Below are 23,552 nucleotides of genomic sequence, written 5' to 3'. Positions count from 1 at the left end.
CCCTGCTGGCCTTCTATTTAGACTAGCGTGCCAGTTTTGTGCCAGTGCCCGACAGTAGTCAAACTGCCTTCCCACTCAGGGAGACTGATTAGGCACGCTGGCAAGTGTTGTAAGTACCTGATTGGTATAAGGCTACGAGAGATTACTGTCGTCTTTTAATCCGTTGGTCGCTAGCTAGTTCGAGTCCATTTCTGAGAGGCAAAAGTACTCGGTCCTGCGATCAAGGACGGTCTTGGAGTTACAAAACTTCAATGGTCTAGCGAGCTGAATAGCGGGGATTCGCTCTGCTCGCCGTGGGGACGCCAACCCCGACGCAGCGGTCACGGGATTGCAGGTTTGACTCCCGTGCTGTCCAGAACCTCGGACAAAGTGTGCAGTAGACTCCTGGCATGGGTCCCGTGCCGCCCGCTGGTTGGCGTTCTGCTGATGACGGGCATTGCGGGCGAGCGTTCTCCAAAGTGGGATGCAGCGTGGATCGATACTGTGCCAGGATTGTGCCGCGCGTGCCCGTAACTCTTAGTGCGAAAATGCGTGAAAGTGAACTGCGGCGAAGTGGGCCCGCGCCGCTATCTGGTTGATGATTCAGTCGGAACTGCGCAAAACACTCAAATCGGGGACGCACTCGAAATCGGATGGTCAGGGAAACCTGGCACGTGGGTTCGAATCCCACCCTCTCCGCCAGCTACACGGCAAGTCGTTCATCTGGCTTGCTTCTCTCGCAGATCAAGAATCCGCTCCTTCGTGTGATCGTTGACGCCTATGGACGGTGGCCGACGCTGCTTCCCCGCACGCCCCTGATAAGGACCTTTGGCCGCGTGCAGTACGACAGCGCATTCATCCGCGCTTCGAGGTGCACACCCTTGCCGTTCGCCATCGATCATTGCCGGCTATATCGGGCAAGTCAACGGTATGACCGCTCAGCCAGCGACTGCAGCCCGAGATCAGCGCGCCGACTATGAGCACTTGTATGATCCCGGCACCTTACTCTAATGTAAGACACGCGGAGGGCTTCGCATGACGACCGCCACCCTGACCAGCAAGGGCCAGATTACGATTCCCGCCGCCGTGCGGCCCCTACTCCTCGTCCAAGCGCTGAAAGCGATCCGCGAGGAAGTCGAGAAGCGCGCGCACGGAAGGACGCAGGAAGCGCTTCGAGGGAAGCACCGCATGAATGAGCTCCGGCCGCGGAGCCCAGTGCGGCAGGAACTTTGCGAGCATACCCTGGCGCAGCTCATCGCTCACGAGCATCGTCGGCAGGTGCACCACGCCGACGCCGGCGATGGCGGCGCGACGTAGCGCGATCATGTCGTCGGTGACCAGGCGAGGTGCATGCCGGATCGATGCCTGTGCCCCGTCGGGCCCTTCGAGCTGCCAGACATGCTCAGCACGATCCAGGTCGAGGCTCGGGAAGTTGACCAGATCGGCCGGTACGGAGGGCGTGCCGATGCGCTCGAGCAGCGCAGGGCTCGCCACCAGACATTGCGTGCGCGTGCCGAGCGTCTTGAGCACGAGGTCGCTGTCCTGCAAAGGCAAGGGGCGTACTCGAATCGCGAAGTCGTAACCCTCGGCGATCACGTCCACGGGCCGATTGAGCTCGCGCAAGTGGATCGTCATGTGCGGACACTGCGCCAGGAACTCCGCCACCATGGCTCCGACGCGCGCGTGCAGCAAGGCGACTGGACAACTCATGCGCACGATGCCGCGCGGCTCGGAGCGCGAGAGCTCGACGGCTTCGGTTGCGGCCTCGGCTTCGGCCAGCATCGCCTTGCAATGCGCATAGACTTCCTGCCCGACGTCGGTCACGGAAAAACGACGCCTCGAGCGCTGGATCAGCCGAACGCCCAGGCGCCGCTCGAGCGACGCGATGCGCCGGCTGAGCATGGATTTCGGCTTGCCGAGGGCGCGACTGGCGGGCGCGAAGCCGCTGTGGTCGACGACCTGGGCGAAGTAATAGAAATCGTCGAGATTCTCCATGCCTGCGGCCATCGTTCTCCAGATAGAACGCTGAGGACGAATCTTACCGACTAGTGCACCGGCACATGTGGCCCTATCTTGTGATCCAGGCACAAACGTGCATTTCAGCAGGAGGTTGCGATGAAGAAGGTCCTGGGTCTGTACAGCGCTCCGCGCCAGCATTGGGTGGGCAATGGATTCCCGGTTCGGACGCTGTTCTCGTATGCAAGCCACGGCGAGCATGTGAGCCCGTTCCTCATGCTCGACTATGCGGGCCCGACACAGTTTGCTCCGGCAAAGAGCCCGCGGGGCGTGGGCGAACACCCGCACCGGGGATTCGAAACGGTCACCATCGTGTATCAAGGCGAGGTGGCGCATCGCGACTCCTCCGGCGGCGGCGGCAAGATCGGACCGGGCGACGTGCAATGGATGACCGCCGGATCGGGCATCCTGCACGACGAATTCCATTCGGCCGAATTCACCCGCGACGGCGGAACGCTGGAGATGGTGCAGCTGTGGGTGAACCTGCCCGCGAAGGTAAAGAAGTCTGCGCCGGGGTACCAGTCGATTGCGAGCGCTGCCATCCCGACGCTGGCGCTGCCTGGCGATGCTGGATCCATACGCGTGATCGCGGGCGAATACAGCGGCAAGCGTGGACCGGCGAGAACCTTCACCCCGATGGACGTGTGGGACTTGCGTCTGAACGCGGGAAAGTCGGCACAGCTGCGGTTCGCGGACGGGCGCACGCTTGCGCTGGTGGTGTTGCGCGGAACCGTGCAGGTCAATGAAAGCGAGATCGCGCGCGAGGCGCAAATGGTCGTACTCGACCGATCCGGAGCAGAGGTGACGATCGAAGCGAACACCGACGCCACGCTGCTGATCCTGAGCGGGGAGCCCATCGGCGAGCCCGTAGTGGGATACGGCCCGTTCGTGATGAACACGGAAGCCGAAATCCAGCAGGCGATCGCGGACTTCAATGCCGGGAAGTTCGAGCACGCGACCGCCGAGTGATTGCAGCATCGAACGGATTCGCCGCCTGGCGGCGAGTCCGTATCTTCAACCGGGCCTCGTGCCCATCGATAGGAGTTTGACCATGAGCAAACCGTATGTGCGTCTGGACAAGAACAACGCCGCGTTGGCCGCGAAGAAGTAAGTCCGCGCGATTGACCCTCCTTGGGATGCGACTTAGCATAAAGCATCCGCCGCGCCGCAGCGTGCATCCCAGGGAGGCTGCCTCATGCCCATTTGTTCCTATCCGGGTTGTGACGAATTTGCCATGAAGGGAAACGTCCGCTGCTCGGCGCATGTGATTCGAAACGCCTCCGACCGGAAAGTCGAGTCGGCCGCGCTAAAAAAGATGCACGCAGCCGAAGAGGTGGCCCGGAAGCGGAAGGAAGAGCAGGACAGTCGCAACAAGGTCGCGCAACAGAAAGCCGAGTCGGACGCAAAGCGTAAGGCCCTGCAGGAGGACGTCATTCGGCAGCATCGGCAGACCTGGAATGCGCAGGTCGACGCCGTCGTGAGCCAGGTGATGTTGCTGCGCCAGACCGATCCGAACGCCAATGCGGGAAACAACGCGGTGGGAAGCACGGCCGGCGGCACCGGCAATCCGGTCGCACTGGTCATGTCGAGCCCGACGCACGGCGTGTCGAAGGGCGATATTACGCGCGGGATGGCCGGCTTTGACAGTTCCGATTCCGGACTTTTCAAGTTCCGCAGGAAAGGCGTGCTCGTCCACTGCGCCTGAGCTTACGCCGTCACCTGGGCGTAACCGTCGCCGCCGCACGACGACCGCATTCTTTTCGGATTGGCTGATTGCTTCGCAACGCGCAAAATGCGCTCACCGGCAAGCCACCGAATCCGCGGCGGGCCGGCCACGAACTCACCGGCACGCCACCGATCCGCGGCGGGGCCGGTGATGGAATGTCCTCCATGCACCGGGAGAGTCGCCATGCGACGGAACCAGGGTTTCGTCCTGTTCAGCATCGCCATTGCACTCGTATTGCTTGTTGGCATCGCCTGGTACGCCTACGTGCAGCACGAAGCGAGCAAGCAGGAGATGCTGCAGCAGGCCGCGCAAAACTTTCTTCAGGAGCACAAGGACGGCCGGTTTCCTGCGCCGCCGACGGCCGCCGAGATCTGGGCGGCCCAGGAGCAACGCGGTGCGCGCAGCGATCCGAAGCCGGCTGGTACGGCACCGCAGCGGCCGCTGAACACGGGCCCATCAGTGCAACCGCGAGCGGCAGCCGCGGGTCCCGGTGCTTTCGGCGGCAACGGCGGTCCGCTGCTGTCGAGCGCGCTGCTGCTTGCGGCGCTTACCGCGCTCGGATTCGCCGGCAGCACCTACCGGCTGGCGAAGCAGGGTGGCCTCATTCGGCTCGAGCGCGACCGCCTGGCGCAGGAACTGGACAACCTGCAGGCCGCCGGTAACCACCTCGCCGGTAATCACCCCAACGGCCGCCCCGCCCCGCCATGGCAGCAGGGGGCGCTCATGATGGTGCGCGCCAGCACCGTGCCGGCGATCGCCTACGACCTCGATGCCCGCGTCCTCGAGGTGAGCGAAGCGTTCACCCGGATCACGGGTTACACGCGCATCGACATCCCCGATGTGAAGAGCTGGTTCACCAAGGTCTTGCGCACACCCGACGCGGAACTGGAAGCGGCGCTGGAGGCTTTTCGCACCAAGGTGCACGGCGGCGAAATCGAGACCCGAACCATTTGGACCAGCTCCGGCGAGACTCGCATGTGGTTGTGCCAGCCGCTCGAAGTCTGGCCGCTGGAGGGGGACGCGCTGCTGCTGGTTGCGCGCGCGACCGACGTGACCGCGGAAGCCGAAGCGGCGCGCGCTGCACGCACCGAGGCGGAATCGCTGCGAGCCGCGCTGCATGCGTCGAACCACCCGCCCGACGCCGCAGCCGAACCCCGCCCGCCCGCCGCCGAACCCCAGTCGGCGTCGGCCCGGGAAACGGACCTTGCCGCGCAGCTGGCAAGGTGCGATGAAGAATGCAAGCGACTCCAGTCCCAGGCGCGCACGCTGAACGAGCGCTTGACCGCGGCGCAGGCCGAGACCACGGCGCTGCGGGCACAAGAGACGGATCTCGCACGGCGCGCCGAGGCGCGGGCGAGCGAGCTGCAGCAGGGCGCCGTGCTGCTCGAAGCCGCGTACAAGGCCGCCGCTAGCGGCTTGTGCCTGCTCGATGTGGATCTCGAAACCCTGCGGGAAAACGAGCGCTGGCAGCAGATGGCAAGGGACGTGGGCAGTGTTCAGGGCGCGCGCGACGCGATCACGCCTCTCGCTCGCGAGACGTTGCGAATCCGCAGTGCAACGCGCAGCGCCAACGTCCGCGTGCGCAGCGCCAGCGGCGCCGAGCGCATCTGGCGGGTCGACTGTCAGCCCATCGTCGCGGACGCCGGCGCGGTGACGGCGCTCGCAATTTCCGCCGAGGATGTCAGCGAACAGGCGGGCCGGATGGCTCGCCTGCAGGAAGATGCCGAACGACTCCGGGTCTTCGCCGAGCATCTCGAAGACGGCCTCTGGATCGCCGACCCGCGCGTGCCGCGTCTGGTCTACGCGACGCCTCAGGCCGGCAAGCTACGGGGGCGTTCGCTGCCGCGCGTGCTGGAGGATTTTTCCGAATGGACCGCGGCCGTGCTCGAGGAAGATCGAGAACGCGTGCGCCAGGCTTTTTTTGCGGCGGGCGTCGAAGGCAGCTACAACGCCGAATATCGGGTCGTGCGCGACGACGGTTCCATCGTGTGGCTGCACGATCGGGCCGTCGCGGTGCACGATGCGCAGAATCGCCTGCGCTATCTCGTCGGCGTTACCTCCGACGTCACCGTGCGCAGGAATGCCGAAGACACGATGCGAAGTGCGGCAGCGATCTTGAGGACGCTGGTCGAGCACGCGCCTGCGATGATCTGGCTGAAGGACGCGCAGGGACGCTATCTCTATGCCAATCGGGAATACGCGAAAGTAACCGGCTTTGCCGGCGAGCAGCTGCATGGAAAGACGGACTTCCAGGTATTTCCCCGTGCGGCAGCGGAGCGCATGCACGAGAACGACGCACGCGCGCTCGCTGCGAGCAGCGTCCAGCAATTCGAGGAAACGCTACAGCTGGGCGATGGCCTGCATCACTTCCTCGCGCTCAAGTTCCCGGCGCGGGATTCAGAAGCGCCTGCCGGCGCGCTCTGCGGCATCGCGCTCGAGATCAGCGCGCGACGTCGCAGCGAAGACGCGCTGCGCGCCGAGGAAAGTCGCTACCGCGCAATAGTGGCGAGCCTGCCTCAAGCGCTGTTGATCGCGCGCGAGAACAAGATCGTTTACGCCAATGCGGCGGCAGCGGAGCTGCTGGGGGCGGCAGAGGCCAGCGCGCTCGTCGGCACGCCCCTGCAGCAGCTTGCGGCCGGCTCGGGGCCGGCGCTGGCGCAGACGGCCAAGATCCTGACCGCGGAGGAAGCGGGCAGGCGGCGCTTCGCCACCCGCCTCAAGGCAGGCGGCGAACGCGAACTGGAGGTCGACGTGAGCGCGGCAGCCTACGAAACGGCCACGGAACGGGCGGTGCAATTCGTCGTCCAGGACATTGGCGAGCGCAACGCGCAGATCCGATCCCTGCAGGAGGCGGAGGCGTTCTTCCATGGCCTTTGCGATGCGATTCCCGCAGCCCTGCGCCTGCTCGACGTGGGCGGGCGCTGTAACTTCGCGAGCCGCGGCTGGGAGGCCCTGGGCGGTTCCATCGCCGATGGCGACTGGTTACAACGGGTCAATCCGGACGACAGGGCCGGCGTGCGCAGCGCTTATGCGGCGCCGTCGCGACGTGACGAGCCGGTCTACCTCGAATATCGACTGGGCGACGGCAGCGGCGAGCGCTGGATACTCGACATCGTGCTGCCGCGCTTCGACGCGCAAGGGCAATGGAAAGGCTACCTCAGCACCGCCGTCGACATTTCGCCGCGCAAACGCACGGAAGCGGCGCTGCGCGCGCATGCCGACGACCTTGCCGCCTTGCTCGATCGCTGTCCGGCGCCGATATGGGTGGCGGATTCGAGCGGCAGCCGCGGTTATGCCAACCAGGCTTGCCTTGCCTGGCTCGGCGCCAAGTCCGAAGGCATCCGAGGGCCCGATCTCGGCGAGCACGTGCATCCCGAGGACCGTGACGAGTGGTTGCATACGCGACAACGACACACGAACGAGGGCACGCGATTCGATGGCATATTCCGGTTGCGTCGGTTCGACGACGACTACCGCCACGTGCATGTCACCGCTCTGCCCGTGGCCGCAAATGGTGGCGACGATACGCGCTTCGTGGGCTTCCTGGACGACGTCACCGAATTCCGGCGAACGGCGCAAGCGCTCGCCGTCGAGGAGCAACGCCGTTCGCAAATCATCGCTCTGCTCAGTGCCACGCATAACGACGAGCTGGGGCAGGTGCGCCATACCGCTGAATTGGTGCGCGTGATGTTTCCGGAAGAACCGAAATTGCAACAGGTCTCCGCCACGGTGCTCGAGGAAGCGCAGCGCCTGGAGAAGCTGGTCGAGGAGATGCTCGTGCCGCTGCGCGCCCAAGGCGCAGCCGGCGCAGGATGACGAGTGTCTAATACGCGAGTCGAACGTGCACGCCTTCCCAGGCCGACCGGGCCATCGCCTCGGTAACCTGAACGCTGCGTAAGCCGTCGACCCCGGACGCCGCGGGCTCGCGCATTTCCAGTAGCGCCGCGCTGAAATCGGCGACGCAGGCGGCGTGCGCATTGATCACCGGGTATTGGGTGCGCCGCGCCTTGCCTTCTTCGCCCACGTAGACTTCGATTTCGCCGCTGGCGCGGCTTCGGGTAACGCCGCGGCCCGTGATCCGGCCCTGGCTGCCATAGATGACCAGATCGTTGTGCGGGTAGGGCGTTCTTTCGTGGATGGCGACCTGCGCCATTGCGCCGTTGCGGAACCGGAACGTGGCCAGGTTGACGTGCTCCATGACTCCGCGCGAGGTATCGAACAGCGCGCTCACCGTTTCGATCTCCGAGGAGAGCAGGTAGCGCAGGATGTCGTAGATGTGCACGCCGATGCTCATCGTCGTGCCGAGCCCGGCCATGGCCGGATCGAGCCGCCACGTGCCTTGCCTTTCCTCCGAACGGGCTCCCGGGCTCGCCTCGATGGTGACCTGGCGCACCTCGCCGATCTCGCCGCTGTCGATGATGCGCTTGCAGTCGACGAAGCACGGCATGAAGCGGTTGTGGAAGTTGACGCCGAGCGTGACGCCGGCTTGCGCGCACTCGGCGACGATGCGTTCTGCATCGGCCACGTTCGTGGCCATGGGCTTGTCGCAGAACACGTGCTTGCCCGCGCGCGCCGCGGCGACGGCCTGCTCGGCGTGAAGCGCGTTGGGCGTATGAATGGCCACCACGGTGACGGCCGGATCGCGCAGCAGGTCCTCGTAGCGGGTATAGGCGTGGCGCGCGCCGAACCGGGCGGCGAACGCTGCCGCCCGCTCCCCTTCCCGACTGACCACCCCGACAAGGTCGTTGCCTGCGAATGCGGTGACGGCCGGCAGAATGCGTTCCTCGGCGATACGGCCCGTGCCGATGAGCCCCCAGCCGTTTCTCTGCGTCATAGCGGCCTCGCTTCAATGGTCACGTTGTTCAAAACACCGACCGGCCGGAACGAGGAATCCGTCAAGGCGCATTCCTCGATTCCGGTGTCTTACGGCACGCTATTGCTTCGGCAAGCCTGCGCTCTTCACGATCATGCCATAGCGCTGGATATCGCTTTTCAGCAAATCGGCGAGCTGCTGAGAGGTTCCGGGCCACGGCGTGACGCCGAGGGCGGTGAGCTTCTGCGTGACGTCGCTCGCCTGCAGCGTGCGGATCAATTCCTTGCTCAACCGCTCGACGATCGCGCGCGGCGTTGCCACCGGAACGAACATGCCGTACCACAGCGGCATGGTGAAATCCTTTACGCCCGCCTCGATGGCGGTCGGCACATCGGGCACGGTTGGAATGCGCTTCTCGGTCAATACCGCAAGCGGACGCACTTTGCCGGCCTTGATCTGCGGGGTTGCCGTAGTGACCGGCATTACGACCTCGTCGACCTCGCCGCTCGACATCGCGATCATCGCCTGCGTTACGCCCTTATAGGGCACATGCACGATGTTGATCTTCTCCAGATGCTTGAGCAGCTCGTTGGCAAGGTGATTGGTCGTCCCTGTGCCGCCGGAGCCGAAATTAAGCTTGCCGGGATAAGCGCGGGCGAGATCGACGAACTGCTTGAGCGTCTTCGCCGGCACCGACGGATGCACCAGCAGCACGTTGGGGATGGAGGCGAGGCGGGCGACCGGCGCGAGATCCTTGACCGCATCGTAGCCGGGATTCGCATACAACGACACGCTGACGGCGATGCTGGCCGTTGCAACGACCATCGTATAGCCGTCCGGTGCGGATTTCGCGACCTGTCCGATACCCAGATTGCCGCCGACCCCCGGGCGGTTGTCCACGATGACCTGCTGGCCCAGGTACTCTCCCAGCTTGTGCGCGATCAGCCTGCCCACCACGTCGCTGGAAGCGCCGGGCGGGAACGGCACGATGAACCGGACCGGTTTGGCCGGATAGTTACTTGCAGCAGCGGGCGCCGGGGCCTGCGCGAAGGCTCCCGCGCAGCAGATTGCGACTCCTATCGTAAGAGCGGTACGACCGAGTGTGACCAACGATTTCATTCAACCTCCCTGGTGATTTCGTGGCTTACGATGAACATATCAACATTTGAACGCATGATTGGTATCCGCGTGCCTGCCTGCTTCAATGCGGCGGGCCGAGCGCGCGCCGCTCCACGGACAACAGCTAGGTTAGCGAAAAATCCCCGTCGGGGCGAAGTGGACCCTCCCGTACGCGGCCGCAAGTGCCTCTTGGGCCAATGCACTGGCATGGAGGAATCCGGCATCATAGCGGACGCCGCCCGGCCAACGGGCGGCGTCCGGTCAACTTGCTGGCGATTGTAGCGACGGAGCGTAACGGCAGAACCTGAATACGACTAACAACGGAGGACACCGATGCGTGCGAAACTGTTGGCGGAGTTCATTGGTACCTTTTGGCTCGTCCTGGGTGGTTGCGGCAGCGCCGTGCTTGCGGCTGCATTTCCGGAAGTCGGCATCGGATTGCTGGGCGTGTCGCTGGCGTTCGGGCTCACCGTGCTCACCGGTGTCTACGCGCTCGGCCCGATCTCGGGCGGGCACTTCAATCCCGCCGTGTCGGTGGGACTGTGGGCTGGCGGCCGCTTTCCGGCGGGTCAGCTGCTGCCCTACATCATCGTTCAGGTGCTCGGCGGCATCGTGGGCGCCGGCGTGCTCTACCTCATCGCGAGCGGCAAGGCGGACTTCAGCCTCGCCGGCGGCTGGGCGCTGCAGCAGCTGTGGCTGTTCTGGATCGCGCCCATCATCGGCGCCGCGATCGCTGGGTTTACCTTCAAGGCCTTGCTCGAGGGCGAGCGGCTGCAGCCGCCGGTCACCGGGCGCACGGAAACCGCGACGCCGTAGCGAGCTGCTTGCAAGGGATTGCGGGCGCCGCCCTCACCCGGGCGCCCGCAGAACGCGGGGTCCGGCCCGCGAAGCCGTGATCATGGCCGGAGCGATGTCACACGTCTGCAATATCCCCACAATAATCTCCAGTGCGGGAACAGGGCAACGAAACCATTGGAGATGGAATGAAAAGAGCCAAGTCGGGTTACGCAGCAGCTGCGCTGATAGCCGCAACCGCAAGCGTGTTTTCGTTTGCTGCAACAGCGCAGACGGTGAAAATCGATGGGTCGAGCACGGTGTTCCCCATTTCCGAGGCCGTCGCGGAAGATTTTCAGAAAGCCAAGCGCGGCGCGGTGAAAGTCACCGTGGGCATTTCCGGTACCGGCGGCGGGTTCAAGAAATTCTGCCGCGGCGAGACCGATATTTCCAACGCCTCGCGCCCCATCACCAAGAAGGAGATGGACGCTTGCAAGGAAGCCGGAATCACCTACATCGAGATGCCGGTCGCCTTCGATGCGCTCACGGTGGTCATCAATCCCAAGAATACCTGGGCGAAGCAGATGACGGTGGCAGAGCTCAAGAAGATCTGGGAACCGGCAGCGCAAGGCAAGATCACGCGCTGGAACCAGGTGAACCCCGCTTGGCCCAACGAGGAGATCACGCTGTTCGGTCCGGGCGCGGACTCCGGCACGTTCGAGTACTTCACCGAAGCCATCGTGGGCAAGGCCAAGTCCAGCCGCGGCGACTTCACCGCGAGCGAGGACGACAACGTGCTCGTCACCGGCGTGAGCCGCGATGTGCATGCGCTCGGCTACTTCGGCTACGCCTACTACGAAGCAAACCGCAACAAGCTCGCTGCGGCGGCGATCGTGCCGGCGCCGGGCAAGCCCGCGGTGGCGCCTTCCGCGCAGAACGTCGAGAACGGGTCCTACACGCCGCTGTCGCGTCCGATCTTCATCTACGTCAATGCGAAGTCGGCGGCCAAGCCCGAGGTGAAGGAGTTCGTGGAATTCTTCAACAAGAACGCCAACAAGCTCGTGAAGGAGGTGAAGTACGTGCCTCTGCCGGCCAGTGCCTACGCCGACAACATGGCGTCCCTCAACAAGATGCGCCTGGGAACCAAGTTCGGCGGCTCGAACAAGGTGGGACTGTCGATCGACGACCTGATGAAGATGAAAGCGAAGCTGTAACGGCAGCCGCAGCCCGCGCGTTTCCACAGCGCTTGGACAAAGGGGGCGTTCGCGCCCCCTTCGACTATCCCGAATTCGCGCAATTCGTGCACGAAGAGCGCCTGTAACCAAGTAGAATCGCACAAGTCTCGAACGTCATGCCACCCGCGATAACGTACGCCGACCTTCCTCCGTCCGCCAGGGTGATCTCGCCCCGACTCCGGCACAAAGCGACTCGCCACCTCAAGGAGCGGGTCATCGAGACCCTGCTGCTTCTTGCGGGTCTGTCAGCCGTCGCCACGACCATCGCCATCGTGTGCATCCTGGTGTACGAGTCGATCGGCTTTTTCGAGCACGTCTCCCTCGTCGACTTTCTCACCGACACGCAGTGGACTCCGCTGTTCGCGGACGCCCACTACGGCATACTGCCGCTGGTTTCCGGCACGCTCACGGTCGCCTTCGTCGCGCTTTCGATCGCGATCCCGATGGGGACGATCGTTGCGCTGTATCTGAGCGAGTTTGCGCCGCACGCGCTGCGGGAGGTGGTCAAGCCGTTTCTGGAGTTGCTGGAAGCCGTCCCGACCGTGGTCTTCGGCTATTTCGCCCTGCTGTTCGTCACCCCGATGCTGCAGAAGCTCTACCCGGATCTGCCGGGGTTCAACATGCTCGCCGCCGGCATCGTCATCGGCATCTTCATCATTCCGTACATCAGCTCGGTGGCCGAGGATGCGATGCGCGCCGTTCCGATGGCGATGCGGGAAGGTTCGTACGCCATGGGCGCGACGCGATTCCAGACGGCAGTGCGCGTCATCACGCCGGCCGCGACCTCGGGCATCGTCGCGGCTTACATACTGGCCATCTCGCGCGCGATCGGCGAGACGATGGTGGTGGCCATCGCCGCGGGGCTGCAGCCGACCTTCACGTTCAACCCGCTGGAGCCGGCGGCGACGATCACGGCCTATATCGTTCAGGTCGCCCTCGGCGACCTGCCGCACGGCAGCATCGGCTATCAGAGCATCTTCGCGGCGGGCCTCGTGCTCGTGCTGATGACGCTCGGCTTCAACGTCGTCGGCCATGCCCTGCGCCGTCGCTTCCGCGAGGTGTATTGATGGATCCGCGCATGGCGGAGATGCGCGCGCTGATCGCGCGCCATAAGCTCAACGATCACCTGTTCGCGTGGCTCGGCCTGTTCTGCACGATGATTGCCGTGATCATGCTGCTCGCGGCGTTCCTGGATCTTCTGGTCGACGGATGGGTACGGCTGAGGCCGGAATTCTTCACCTCGTTCCCGTCACGCCGGGCGACCGCGGCCGGCATACTTTCCTCATGGGTGGGGAGCGCGCTGGTGATGCTCGTCACCATGTTCTCCGCCGTTCCGCTCGGCGTCGGGGCCGCGATCTATCTCGAGGAGTACGCGAAGAAGAAGAACCTGCTCACCGATCTCATCGAGATCAACGTCACCAATCTCGCGGGCGTACCCTCGATCGTCTATGGCCTGCTCGCGCTGGGCCTGTTCGTTTACGCCCTGGGGTTCGGGCAGAGCATTCTTTCGGCCGGACTCACCCTGGCGCTGCTGATCCTGCCTATTGTCATCGTGGCGACGCGCGAAGCATTGCGCGCGGTGCCGAGCAACATCCGCGAGGCGGCCTACGCGCTTGGCGCGACACGCTGGCAGATGATTTCCGGACACCTCGTACCGTATTCCCGAGGCGGCATCCTGACGGGGGTCATCATCGGGATGTCGCGCGCTATCGGAGAAACGGCGCCGATCATCACGATTGGCGCGCTCACCTTCATCGCGTTCCTGCCGTCGCTGCCTTTCACCGGCGATCCGCCTGCCGGGTTGTTCGACTGGCTGCTGGCGCCGTTCACGGTGCTGCCGATCCAGATGTTCAACTGGGTCTCGAGACCGGACAGCGCTTTCCTGAGCAACGCCGCCGCCGCCGGCGTGGTGCTGATCGCGATGACCTTGCTGATGAACGGTTTTGCCATCTACCTGCGGTATCAGATCAGGAAGAAGATCAAATGGTAACGGTAACGCGCGCGACTTCCGTTGCTCCGCAGCCGACGCCGGCTCCGGAGAGAGGGCTCGCGGCCAAGGCGCAAGTTCAGGGCTTGGATTTCTTCTACGGGTCGTTCCATGCACTGAAGGCGATCGATCTCGCGCTCTACGAGAAGAAGGTCACCGCGCTGATCGGACCTTCCGGCTGCGGCAAGTCGACGCTGCTGCGCTGCTTCAACCGCATGCACGATCTCTATCCGGGCAACCGCTACGACGGATCGATCGTCCTGTACCCGGACAACACCAACATACTGAGCCGCGAGGTCGACCCGATCGAGGTCCGGATGCGAATCAGCATGGTGTTCCAGAAGCCCAATCCGTTCCCGAAGTCGATCTACGAGAACGTGGCCTACGGGCTGCGCGTGCGCGGGGAGCGCAGCCGCTCGGTTATCGACGACAAGGTCGAGGAGGCGCTGCGCAGCGCAGCGCTCTGGGAGGAGGTGAAGGACCGGCTGCAGAACCTGGCATTCAACCTGTCGGGCGGCCAGCAGCAGCGAATGTGCATCGCGCGCGCACTGGCCACCGACCCCGAGATCCTGCTGTTCGACGAGCCGACTTCGGCGCTGGATCCCATCGCCACGGCGAGCATCGAGCAGCTGATCGCGGAGCTGCGCTCCAGGGTAACCATCCTGATCGTCACGCATAATATGCAGCAGGCGGCCCGGGTCTCGGAGTACACGGCGTACATGTACCTGGGCGAGCTGGTGGAGATGGACGAGACCGAAAAGATCTTCATCAAGCCATCGAAGCGCGAGACCGAGGACTACATCACGGGGCGCTTCGGATAATGCATGCAGCGAACAGCGGTTGTGCCCTTCTGCCGGAGCCGCCGCGATGGAGTCCGAAATGGCGACCATTCTGATCGTCGAGGACGATCCCGATATCCAGGAACTGGTCGCCTACAACCTGAAGCGTGCCGGACACCGCACGCTGGGCGTGACCAGCGCCGAAGCCGCCCTCGGAACGGTCAACCAGTCGCTGCCCGACCTGGTGCTGATCGACTGGATGCTGCCGTCGATGAGCGGCATCGAGCTCGCGCGCACGCTGCGGGGCAATCGGCGCACCGCGGACATTCCGCTCATCATGCTGACTGCCCGCGGCGCGGAGGAAGACAAGCTCACGGGCCTGGAGCTCGGTGCCGACGACTACATGACCAAGCCGTTCAGTCCGCGTGAGCTCAACGCGCGCATCAAGGCGGTGCTCCGGCGCCGCGCGCCACAGACGACCGACGACGCGGTAGAGGCGCAAGGGCTGCGAATCGAGCCGGCGAGCCGGCGGGTGAGCGCGGGCAACCAGCCGGTCGCGCTTGGCCCCACGGAATTCCGCCTGCTGCATTTCTTCATGACGCACCCGGATCGCGTCTATTCGCGCGCTCAGTTGCTCGATTACATCTGGGGCGATCACGTGTTTCTCGAAGAGCGAACCGTGGACGTGCACATCCGGCGCCTGCGCAAGGCGCTCGAGCCGAGCGGCCACGACCGACTGATCGAGACGGTGCGAAGCGCCGGCTACCGTTTCGCGCGGGCGGCATGAGCTTCCCGGAGGCGGCGTGAGTGTACGCATGCAGGGCGCCGGCGAAATCCGAGTTCCGTCTGCGGCGGAAGGGTCGGGGCCGAGCGGCGGGAGGCGGCTCGGAATCCGCTCCAAGCTGTTCGTCGCATCGATCGTCCTGATCGGCGTCTCGCTGGCTGCTTCGGAGATCTATCTCACCCGCGCGCTCGAGGCGCAGCTGCTCGAGAGCATTCGCGACGAGCTCCTGGTGCGCGCGCGCCTGGTTGCCGAGCGCGCGTCGGGCATCGCGTCGGCATCGGACGATGTGCGCGCGTTCGACCGGCTGGCCGATCACCTGGGCGCGACGGCGCGCGGGCGGGTGACGCTGGTGAGGCGCGACGGCACCGTCGTAGGCGATTCGGGAGTGGCGGCGGAAGAGCTCGCACGGCTCGACAACCACGCTGCACGGCCCGAGATTGCCCGGGCACTGGCGGCGCGCGAGGGCTCAGGCACGCGCCTGAGCAGCACCGTGAGGGAGCGGCTCATGTACGTGGCCGTTCCGATCACGGATCAGGGCAACATCGTCGGCGCGGCGCGCATCGCGGTTCCGTTGGACCGGATCGACCTGCTGATCGGCGAGCTGCGCATGACCCTCGCCGCGGCAGCGCTGGTCGCGCTCGTGGTGGCCGCCGTGCTTTCCTGGTTCGCCGCCCAGCTGGTGTCTCGAAACGTGCGCCAGCTCACCGCCGCGGCGCGGGGGATGGCGGTGGGCAATCTGTCGCTCCGCACGCGCATTCCCGGCCACGACGAGGTGGCCGCGCTCGGACACGCGCTCGATCAGCTTGCCGGCAACCTGTCGCGCACGCTGGAGGAGCTGCGCGCCGAGCGGGACCTGCTCGACGGAATTCTGGCCAGCATGGCCGAGGGCGTTCTGGTCGTGGGACCCGACGGACGCATCGTGCTCATGAATACGGCATTGAAGGCCATGCTGCTGGTGTCGGGCGACCCGGCCGGCAAGAACGTGCTGCACGTCATTCGCAACGCGAACCTGAGCGAAACGCTCGGCCGCGCCCGCGAGGGCGCCCCCGCCGAGATGGAGTTGGAACTGGGGGGGCTCATGCCGCGGCGCCTGCTCATGCGCGCCCGCGCGCTGGAGGACGCTCCCGGGAGCGTCCTCGCCGTCCTGGTCGATCTCACCGAGCTGCGCAGGCTCGAGTCGGTGCGCCGCGACTTCGTCGCCAATGCCTCCCACGAGCTGCGCAGCCCGCTCACGTCCATTCGCGCGGCGGCCGAAACGCTCGAGAGCGCCCACGACGATCCGGACGGCGCCAAGCGCTTCATCGATCTCATCGTGCGCAACGCCGAGCGGCTGCAGAACCTGGTCGACGACATGCTGGAGCTTTCGCGCATCGAATCGCGCGAGGTTCAGCTCGAGCTGGAAGCGCTCGAGCTGGACGCGGTGGCCGAGCGCGTCGTGGCGCACCACCTGCCCCGTGCGGAAATGAAACGCATCGCGCTCGGCTGCGCATCCGGCATGCCGGCCGTTCGTGCCGATCGCAGGGCGCTCGAGCACGTCCTCGGCAACCTCATCGACAATGCGCTGAAATACTGCGCCGAAGGGGCGACGGTGCGCGTCGGCGCAGCACGCGAGAACGGGCGCGTGCGCATCTCGGTCGCCGACGACGGGCCGGGCATCGCCCCGCCGCACCTGGAGCGAATCTTCGAGCGCTTCTATCGGGTCGACCCGGGACGCTCGCGCGAGCTCGGCGGCACGGGTCTCGGGCTGGCGATCGTGAAGCACCTGGTCGAAGCGATGGGCGGGACGGTTGCGGTCGAAAGCCGCGTCGGCGCCGGTTCCACGTTTTACTTCACCCTTCTTGCCGGAGCCTGACATGGCGACTCTCACCGACCGCGAATACGACGCCGAGCTGCACAGGCTGCACGATCAGCTCCTGATCATGGGCGCGCGCGTCGAGGAAATGATCGCGAACAGCATGCGGGCCCTGGTCGAGCGCGATACCGATGTCGCCCAGCGCACGATCGAGTTCGATCATCAGATCAACCGGCTCGAGGTGGAGATCGACGAGCTGTGCCTGCGCATCCTGGCACGGCGCCAGCCGGTCGCATCGGATCTGCGCCTGATCACGCTCGCGCTCAAGCTCGTCACCGACCTGGAGCGCATCGGCGACATCGGCGTCAACATCTGCGAGCGGGTGATCGAGCTCAACATGGAGCCGCCGCTCAAGCAGTACGTCGACCTGCCGCGCATGGCGCAAATCGTCCAGGGGATGATCCGCGACGCCCTCGACGCCTTCGTCAATGCCGACGTGGATCGCTCCCGCGACGTGGTCGAGCGCGACCGCGTGGTCGACGCCTACTACGGCCAGATCTTCCGCGAGCTGCTCACCTACATGATGGAGGATACGCGCAACATCTACCGGGCGATCCGGCTGCAGTCGATCGCGAAGTACCTGGAGCGGATCGGCGATCACGCGACCAATCTGGCCGAGATGGTGATCTTCATGGTGCTCGGCAAGGACGTCCGCCATCTCGGCAGCATGACCGAGCCTTCCGCCCGGCGAATGCCGCGGGGAATCCTGTTCCTCTGCCGCCAGAACGCGGCGCGCAGCCAGATGGCCGAAGCGTTGGCGAGGAAGCGGTTGCCGTCCGGAATCCACATCGCAAGCGCAGGCTCCGAGCCCGCCGCAGCGGTGAATCCATGGGCGGTACGCACGATGCAGGAAGTCGGCCTCGACATCTCCTCGCAACAGCCCAAGCCGCTCGCCGAGGTGGCCTGGGGCGACTTCGACACCGTCGTCACGCTTTGTGCCGAAGAAGTCTGCGTCGTTCCGCCGCGCGGACTGCGCCAGTACCATTGGCCCCTCGACGACCCCGCCGCGGTCGCAGGCACGGACGCGGAAATCCAGGCGGCGTTCCGCGCCACGCGCGACGAAATCGAGCGGTGGCTGCGGGAGCTGGTCGAGGGCTTTCGTTAGCCTATTCGACCGGGATCGTCTCCCAGGCATTGGCCTCGCGGCGCGTCTGCGCGGCGTGATACGAGTGGCCGGTCAGCCATAGCAGCAGACCGATCACGGCGCAGCCGAGCTGGCCCGCGGCGAGCCAGACGACCGTGGGCGAAAGCAGCGGCGCGACGACTCGGGCGACCAGCGGCGCTAGCATGATCTGCGTGAACGCCTGGCAGCGCGCCGTGCCACAGCGTCATGAAGCCGAAGGCGAACATGTAAGCGGTGAGCGACTGCTGTACTTCGATCGGCGTGGCGCGCAGCGACGCCTCGATGTCGGGGAACGCGGGCAGATAGGTATCGACCGAGAACGGTCCCAGCATCGACAGCGCGGCGAGCAACATGGCCAGCGCGGATGCGGAGAGCACGGGCGGGGTGGGGCGCGGCTTCATCGGCTATTCATTACGATTGCGTTCGTCGACCTCGAATTCGAGCGGGGGCTGCAGCTCGATCCAACGCGACGCCACGCTGACGAGCGGGCCCAGGCTTCGCAATACTCGTGCCGCTCGCGTGCGCTTGTTCGAGCGATCGGCGTACACGCGACGGGCCGCGCTCGTCGGCCGGCGCACGAGTTATATGCAATCTCGGCGTCCGCAGCCGATGGACCGCCATGCGGAGCCGAATCGGACCGGGCCGTCTGCGCGCGCCTGAACAAGGATCTGCCCGATCCCATGGCAGCGGTTGGACGATTGCCGCAGCAGCCGCATTTCGATCGACACTCGGAGGTGCGATGAAGATCAAGGACGTGATTTGCGCGGTGGGCCGTTCGGGCTATATGCATCGCGACCTCCTGGCGATCAAGGCGGGAAGGGCCAAACCCAATGGCAGCCTTTACGACGGCGCGCCCATGTCGCCCGGATTCACGCGCATCATCGAGCCGGCGACGATCATCTCGGTCATGCTCGTGCTGGAAGACGGCCAGGTCGCGTTCGGCGATTGCGCCGATGTGATTCTGGCCGGCGTCGCGGGCCGCGATCCGGCGTTCGATGCCCGGCATCACATCGACTATGTGCGCACCGAAATGGCGGCGGCACTGCGCGGTCGCGACGTATCCGAATTCCGGCGTCATGCCGAAGAGATGGATCGCTTCGAGCACGCCGGCAAGCGCCTGCATACCGCGATCCGTTACGGCGTGAGCCAGGCGCTCCTGCACGCCAGCGCGCTGGCTCACAAGAAAACCATGGCGGAAGTGATCGCGCGCGAGTACGGCAGCCGCATCGCCACCGCACCCATTGCGATCCTCGCTTCCTGTCACAAGGACGACCCGGGCCAGCTCGACCGCGTGATCCTGAAGCGCGTGGAGCTTGCCGATATCAAGCGCTTCGCCGCTGCCCAGGCATCCGATTTCGTTCAGATCAAGACGCCCGACCTCGGCAGCATCCACAACACCATCGAGGCCGTGCTCTACTGCAAGGCCAACGGCATGGGCGCCTGCCTGGGCGGCACGGCGAACGAGACCGACCATTCGACCCGCATTTCGTGCCACATCGGGCTCGCCTGCCAGCCCGACTTCATGCTCTCCAAGCCGGGGCTCGGCGCCGACGAAGCCTTGATGATCCAGACCAACGAGATGGCGCGAACGCTCGCGCTGCTCGCAGCACGCCGGTAACAGCGTCAGTTGCGGTTGCGCCGGCGCATGGCGCCGGTTTTGTGCCGGCGGGATTGGCAGCTAGAATCCTGCGGCAGCCTGACGAGGAGCCAGCAGCCATGCCTCGCGAACTCGTGTTTCGCCTCAGCCGTTTCCGCGACCATTACTTTCCGAAGTTCGAACAGAAGTATCGCGAGCTGGTGGCGAAGGGCCAGCACCCGGGCACCCTCTTCATCGGCTGCTCGGATTCGCGCATCGTGCCGCACCTGTTGATGGATTGCGGGCCGGGCGAGCTCTTCATCGTGCGCAACGTCGGCAACCTGGTGCCGCCGTACGATGCTTCGCACGGTTATCACGGCAGCGCGGCGGCCATCGAGTTCGCCGTGCTCAGCCTGGGCGTCACCGATATCGTCGTTTGCGGCCATAGCCATTGCGGCGCGATTCAGGCGCTCTACCAGGATTTGCCTGCCGAGGCTCGGCATACGCGCAAGTGGCTCGAGCTGGCGCGCGAGGCGGTGTTGCCGGTTACGGCCAGCGACGACGCACTGCGTCGCGTCGAGCAGCGCTCGGTGGTCCTGCAGCTGGAACGGTTGCTGACCTTTCCCATGGTCCGCAGCCGCGTCGAGGACGCCACACTGTTCCTGCACGGCTGGCACTACATCATCGAGGATGGCCGGGTGCTGGAGCTGGACGCAAAAAGCGGCGCATTCCTGCCGCTCGACGCGGCGCCCTCCAGGCCCGTACCCGACCTGGACGAGAGTGCGGATCTGCTCGGGACGTATCTGTAGCGAGGCGCACACCGACCGGCTGTTCGTCTCCTTCGGTTCGGCCCGGCGCGATTTGTCGCTCCTGCTGCGTGCTGCGCTTCGCTTAGAGCTAGCGGTGCGGCGTGCCCGCGCCGGCAAGCAGCTTCACCAGGGCGGCATGATCGACCGGCTTCAACAGGTGCGCGTCGAATCCCGCCGCGATGGCGCGCTCGCGGTCCTCGGGATGTCCCCAACCGGTAACGGCGACCAGCTTCACCTGCTTGCCCCAGGGCTCGTTTCGCATCCGGCGCGCCACCTCGTAGCCGTTGAGCCCGGGAAGGCCGATGTCGAGGAGGACGACGTCGGGCTCGAAGCGGGCCGCGGCGTCGATCGCCGCCAATCCGTCATAGGCCGTCTCGGTCTTGTTGCCGCTCAGCTCGAGCAGCATCGAAAGACTGATTGCGGCATCGCGATTGTCGTCCACGATCAGGATGCGCCGGCCCGAGACGACGGTTTCGGCTGCCGGGAGGGGCGGTATTTCGGTCATATCCGATGTCTCCTCCAGAACAGCAGCCACGCACGCTATATGCCCGCCGCATTGCAGTGCATGAGCGGACTGGTCTATCCGGAAGCAGGTGTGGGCCGTTGCAGCCGGCGGTCGGAGCAAGTGCCGTCCGATGCCCCTTGCGTTTGCGCGCACCGGTCGATGCGAGCGCGCGTAATACGCCGTTCAGGGACGGTGTCAGCTCATTTGCGACTGGATGTAGTTCTGCAGCCCGACGGTGTCGATCAACCCCAGCTGGGTTTCGAGCCAGTCGATATGATCTTCCTCGCTTTCGAGGATGGCTTCGAGCAACTCGCGGCTGATGTAGTCCTGCACCGACTCGCAATGGGCGATGGCTTCCTGGTACATGGGTCGCGCGCTCTGCTCCAGCGTCAGGTCACAGCGCAGCATCTCGGCCACGTTCTCGCCGATCAGCAGCTTGCCGAGCTCCTGCAGGTTCGGCACGCCGTGACCATCGCCGCGTCGCCGGGGACTGCGGTTGCGTCAAATAATGAGAATCATTACCATCGCGACAAACCCGGTAACGGATCGCGCGTTCTTCGTCGCTGCTTGCACCGTGTGCGCCCCGGCGGCCGCCGCTTCGCCCCAGACCGTGGTGCACCTGCTCGACTACATCGGGGTGGATTACCAGCAGTTCGTGCAGGACGGCAAAGTGCTCGACGCGGCCGAATACAAGGAGCAGCAGGAGTTTTCGCGCCAGGTGGTCGAGCTGCTGAAAAGCTCGCCCGAGGTGCCTGCGCGCGCTGAGCTGCTGAAAGCGGCGGCCGAGCTCGCCGAGCGCATCGATGCCAAGGCCGCGGGTGCCGACATCGCACAGCGCGCCGCGGCATTGCGAGGGCAGGTGATCGCGGCGTACCGGCTCGGTGTAGCGCCCAGACGCGCTCCGGACCTCGATGCGGGCAAGCGCTTGTACGCGGCGCAATGCGTGTCATGCCATGGTGCGCAGGGTCGCGGCGACGGGCCGGCGGGCAAGAATCTGGACCCCACGCCATCCGATTTCCACGACCACGCCCGCATGGCGCAGCGCAGCCTCTACGGCCTCTACAACACCATCACGCTCGGCGTCGCCGGCACCGGCATGACCTCGTATCGCCATCTCGGCGAGGACGAGCGCTGGGCGCTTGCCTTCTACGTCGGCACGCTCGGCGCCGACCCGCAGCGGATCGCGCAGGGAGGCGCCGCCTGGGAGCAAGGCAAGGGCAAGACCGAGATCGGGACGTTGCGCGCGCTGGCGACGCTCACCGATGAAGAAGTCGGGCAGAAGTACGGCGCTGATACGGCCGCTGCGTTCGCCTGGCTCAAGACGAATCCGCAAGCGCTTGCAGCCTTGCAGGAGTCGCCGATCGCCGTTTCGCGCCGGCTGCTCGCAGAAAGCGCCGCGGCGTATCGCGACGGCAAGCCCGAGGAAGCGAACCGCCTCGCGCTCCAGTCCTATCTCGAAGGCTTCGAGCTTGCCGAGGCAGTCTCGATGCGATCGACGGCAAGCTGCGCCAGCAGGTCGAGGCGGAGATGTTCCGCTATCGCGATCTGATGCGCCGTGGCGTTCCGGCCGCGGAGGTCGACGCAGCCGCCGACACCATCGACGGCCTGCTGGCTACCAGCGCCGACAAGCTCGAGGGCGAAGGCCTTTCGCCCACGGCGGCCGCGCTGAGCGCGTTCGTGATCCTGTTGCGCGAGGGACTCGAGGCGCTGCTGGTGGTGGCCGCGATCGTGGCGCTGCTGGTGAAGGCGGGGCGGCGCGATGCGCTGGTGTGGATTCACCTCGGCTGGATCGGCGCCCTGGTCGCGGGCGGCCTCACCTGGTTCGCCGCTTCGGCGCTGATCGAGATCAGCGGCGCGACGCGCGAATTCACCGAAGGCGTGACTGCGCTGCTCGCCGCCGCCATCCTGCTCTACGTCGGCGTCTGGCTGCATGGCAAGCGTCATGCGCATGCGTGGCAGGCGTTCATCGACACGCGCCTGCGCGGAGCGCTCGCGCGCGGCACCTTGTGGGCGCTTGCCGGCGTTTCCTTCCTCGCCGTCTATCGCGAAGCGTTCGAGACGGTGCTGTTCTATCAGGCGCTGTGGCAGCAGGCAGGGCAGGCCGCGCTCGGCTCCATCGTCGTGGGTTTCGCCTGTGCGGTGGTCGTGCTGGCAGCGGTTGCGTGGCTGATCCTGCGCTACGGCGTGCGGCTGCCGCTGGGCACGTTCTTCGCCGTGAGCGCGCTGCTCCTGGCCGCGCTCGCCGTGGTCTTCACCGGCCACGGACTGCGCGCGCTGCAGGAAGCCGGCTCGATCGCGGCCACGCCGTTCGGCGAGATCGATCTTCCTGCCTTGGGCGTTTATGCCACCCGGGAAACGCTCGGCGCGCAGCTGCTGGTGCTTGCGCTCGTCGCTGCGGGATTCTTCGTTCAGGGGCGGCGGCGAGCGCGATGATGCGTGCGCTTCGGGTGGTTTCGCATCGCGGGCTCGGGCTTG

Annotated in this window: 20 protein-coding genes and 1 pseudogene; 15 read left to right on the top strand and 6 right to left on the bottom strand. The window is 65.5% G+C overall.

Annotated elements, in window-relative coordinates:
- Positions 1-1,074: 1,074 nt before the first annotated feature.
- On the bottom strand, positions 1,075-1,974 hold the full coding sequence (locus tag GEV05_18175) for a LysR family transcriptional regulator (GenBank protein MPZ45280.1): 900 nt from the start codon (positions 1,972-1,974) through the stop codon (positions 1,075-1,077).
- 120 nt (positions 1,975-2,094) lie between these two features.
- Here GEV05_18175 and GEV05_18170 point away from each other — a divergent pair, with 120 nt between their 5' ends.
- From GEV05_18170 to GEV05_18160, 3 genes are all read left to right on the top strand, one after another.
- Positions 2,095-2,964 carry a pirin family protein gene (locus tag GEV05_18170; protein MPZ45279.1) on the top strand — a complete coding sequence of 290 codons (870 nt, stop codon included), beginning with the start codon at positions 2,095-2,097 and terminating at the stop codon, positions 2,962-2,964.
- A 265-nt stretch (positions 2,965-3,229) separates the two neighbouring features.
- Positions 3,230-3,700, top strand: coding sequence for a hypothetical protein (locus GEV05_18165; protein ID MPZ45278.1), 471 nt, complete (start codon positions 3,230-3,232; stop codon positions 3,698-3,700).
- 87 nt (positions 3,701-3,787) lie between these two features.
- Positions 3,788-7,537: a PAS domain S-box protein gene (locus GEV05_18160; protein MPZ45277.1), complete on the top strand. Its 3,750-nt coding sequence runs from the start codon at positions 3,788-3,790 to the stop codon at positions 7,535-7,537.
- Positions 7,538-7,544: 7 nt separating this feature from the next.
- Here the strand turns inward: GEV05_18160 and GEV05_18155 are convergent, their stop codons facing one another.
- A complete protein-coding gene (locus GEV05_18155; GenBank protein MPZ45276.1) occupies positions 7,545-8,555 on the bottom strand; it encodes a hypothetical protein in 1,011 nt (336 codons plus the stop codon).
- A 99-nt stretch (positions 8,556-8,654) separates the two neighbouring features.
- Positions 8,655-9,653, bottom strand: coding sequence for a tripartite tricarboxylate transporter substrate binding protein (locus GEV05_18150; protein ID MPZ45275.1), 999 nt, complete (start codon positions 9,651-9,653; stop codon positions 8,655-8,657).
- A gap of 333 nt (positions 9,654-9,986) precedes the next feature.
- Here GEV05_18150 and GEV05_18145 point away from each other — a divergent pair, with 333 nt between their 5' ends.
- From GEV05_18145 to phoU, 8 genes are all read left to right on the top strand, one after another.
- A complete protein-coding gene (locus GEV05_18145) occupies positions 9,987-10,469 on the top strand; it encodes a hypothetical protein (GenBank protein MPZ45274.1) in 483 nt (160 codons plus the stop codon).
- 167 nt (positions 10,470-10,636) lie between these two features.
- Positions 10,637-11,641, top strand: a complete 1,005-nt coding sequence (pstS, locus tag GEV05_18140) for a phosphate ABC transporter substrate-binding protein PstS family protein (protein ID MPZ45273.1) — start codon at positions 10,637-10,639, stop codon at positions 11,639-11,641.
- Between the two features lie 137 nt (positions 11,642-11,778).
- Positions 11,779-12,729, top strand: coding sequence for a phosphate ABC transporter permease subunit PstC (gene pstC, locus GEV05_18135; protein MPZ45272.1), 951 nt, complete (start codon positions 11,779-11,781; stop codon positions 12,727-12,729).
- Positions 12,729-13,652, top strand: a complete 924-nt coding sequence (gene pstA / locus GEV05_18130) for a phosphate ABC transporter permease PstA (protein ID MPZ45271.1) — start codon at positions 12,729-12,731, stop codon at positions 13,650-13,652. Before pstC ends, pstA begins: the two co-directional genes overlap by 1 nt.
- Positions 13,646-14,470, top strand: a complete 825-nt coding sequence (gene pstB, locus GEV05_18125; protein ID MPZ45270.1) for a phosphate ABC transporter ATP-binding protein — start codon at positions 13,646-13,648, stop codon at positions 14,468-14,470. Before pstA ends, pstB begins: the two co-directional genes overlap by 7 nt.
- A 58-nt stretch (positions 14,471-14,528) precedes the next feature.
- A complete protein-coding gene (gene phoB, locus GEV05_18120; GenBank protein MPZ45269.1) occupies positions 14,529-15,215 on the top strand; it encodes a phosphate regulon transcriptional regulatory protein PhoB in 687 nt (228 codons plus the stop codon).
- A 16-nt stretch (positions 15,216-15,231) separates the two neighbouring features.
- Positions 15,232-17,064: a HAMP domain-containing protein gene (locus tag GEV05_18115; protein MPZ45268.1), complete on the top strand. Its 1,833-nt coding sequence runs from the start codon at positions 15,232-15,234 to the stop codon at positions 17,062-17,064.
- A 1-nt stretch (position 17,065) separates the two neighbouring features.
- Positions 17,066-18,169 carry a phosphate signaling complex protein PhoU gene (phoU, locus tag GEV05_18110; GenBank protein MPZ45267.1) on the top strand — a complete coding sequence of 368 codons (1,104 nt, stop codon included), beginning with the start codon at positions 17,066-17,068 and terminating at the stop codon, positions 18,167-18,169.
- Between the two features lie 203 nt (positions 18,170-18,372).
- Here phoU and GEV05_18105 read toward each other — a convergent pair.
- Positions 18,373-18,588: pseudogene (locus GEV05_18105) on the bottom strand (Bcr/CflA family drug resistance efflux transporter).
- A gap of 338 nt (positions 18,589-18,926) precedes the next feature.
- Here GEV05_18105 and GEV05_18100 point away from each other — a divergent pair.
- Positions 18,927-19,805, top strand: a complete 879-nt coding sequence (locus GEV05_18100) for a hypothetical protein (GenBank protein MPZ45266.1) — start codon at positions 18,927-18,929, stop codon at positions 19,803-19,805.
- A gap of 98 nt (positions 19,806-19,903) precedes the next feature.
- Positions 19,904-20,572: a carbonic anhydrase gene (locus GEV05_18095; GenBank protein ID MPZ45265.1), complete on the top strand. Its 669-nt coding sequence runs from the start codon at positions 19,904-19,906 to the stop codon at positions 20,570-20,572.
- 88 nt (positions 20,573-20,660) lie between these two features.
- Here GEV05_18095 and GEV05_18090 read toward each other — a convergent pair whose 3' ends face one another.
- Both GEV05_18090 and GEV05_18085 read right to left on the bottom strand, forming a co-directional pair.
- Positions 20,661-21,077 carry a response regulator gene (locus tag GEV05_18090; protein ID MPZ45264.1) on the bottom strand — a complete coding sequence of 139 codons (417 nt, stop codon included), beginning with the start codon at positions 21,075-21,077 and terminating at the stop codon, positions 20,661-20,663.
- Positions 21,078-21,272: 195 nt separating this feature from the next.
- The gene (locus tag GEV05_18085) at positions 21,273-21,539 is read right to left on the bottom strand and encodes a hypothetical protein (protein ID MPZ45263.1); all 267 of its coding nucleotides are present in this window, start codon (positions 21,537-21,539) and stop codon (positions 21,273-21,275) included.
- 46 nt (positions 21,540-21,585) lie between these two features.
- Between GEV05_18085 and GEV05_18080 the strand changes: the two genes are divergently transcribed.
- Positions 21,586-22,626: a c-type cytochrome gene (locus GEV05_18080; GenBank protein ID MPZ45262.1), complete on the top strand. Its 1,041-nt coding sequence runs from the start codon at positions 21,586-21,588 to the stop codon at positions 22,624-22,626.
- Positions 22,605-23,510 (top strand): hypothetical protein, encoded by a 906-nt coding sequence (locus GEV05_18075; protein MPZ45261.1) that lies wholly within the window; start codon positions 22,605-22,607, stop codon positions 23,508-23,510. Before GEV05_18080 ends, GEV05_18075 begins: the two co-directional genes overlap by 22 nt.
- Positions 23,511-23,552: the final 42 nt, after the last annotated feature.

It is taken from the genome of Betaproteobacteria bacterium, from assembly GCA_009377585.1.
In the GTDB taxonomy this organism is placed as follows: Bacteria; Pseudomonadota; Gammaproteobacteria; order Burkholderiales; family WYBJ01; genus WYBJ01.
The sequence above is the reverse complement of the archived record's forward strand: the minus strand, read 5'-3'. Positions and strand labels throughout refer to the sequence as shown.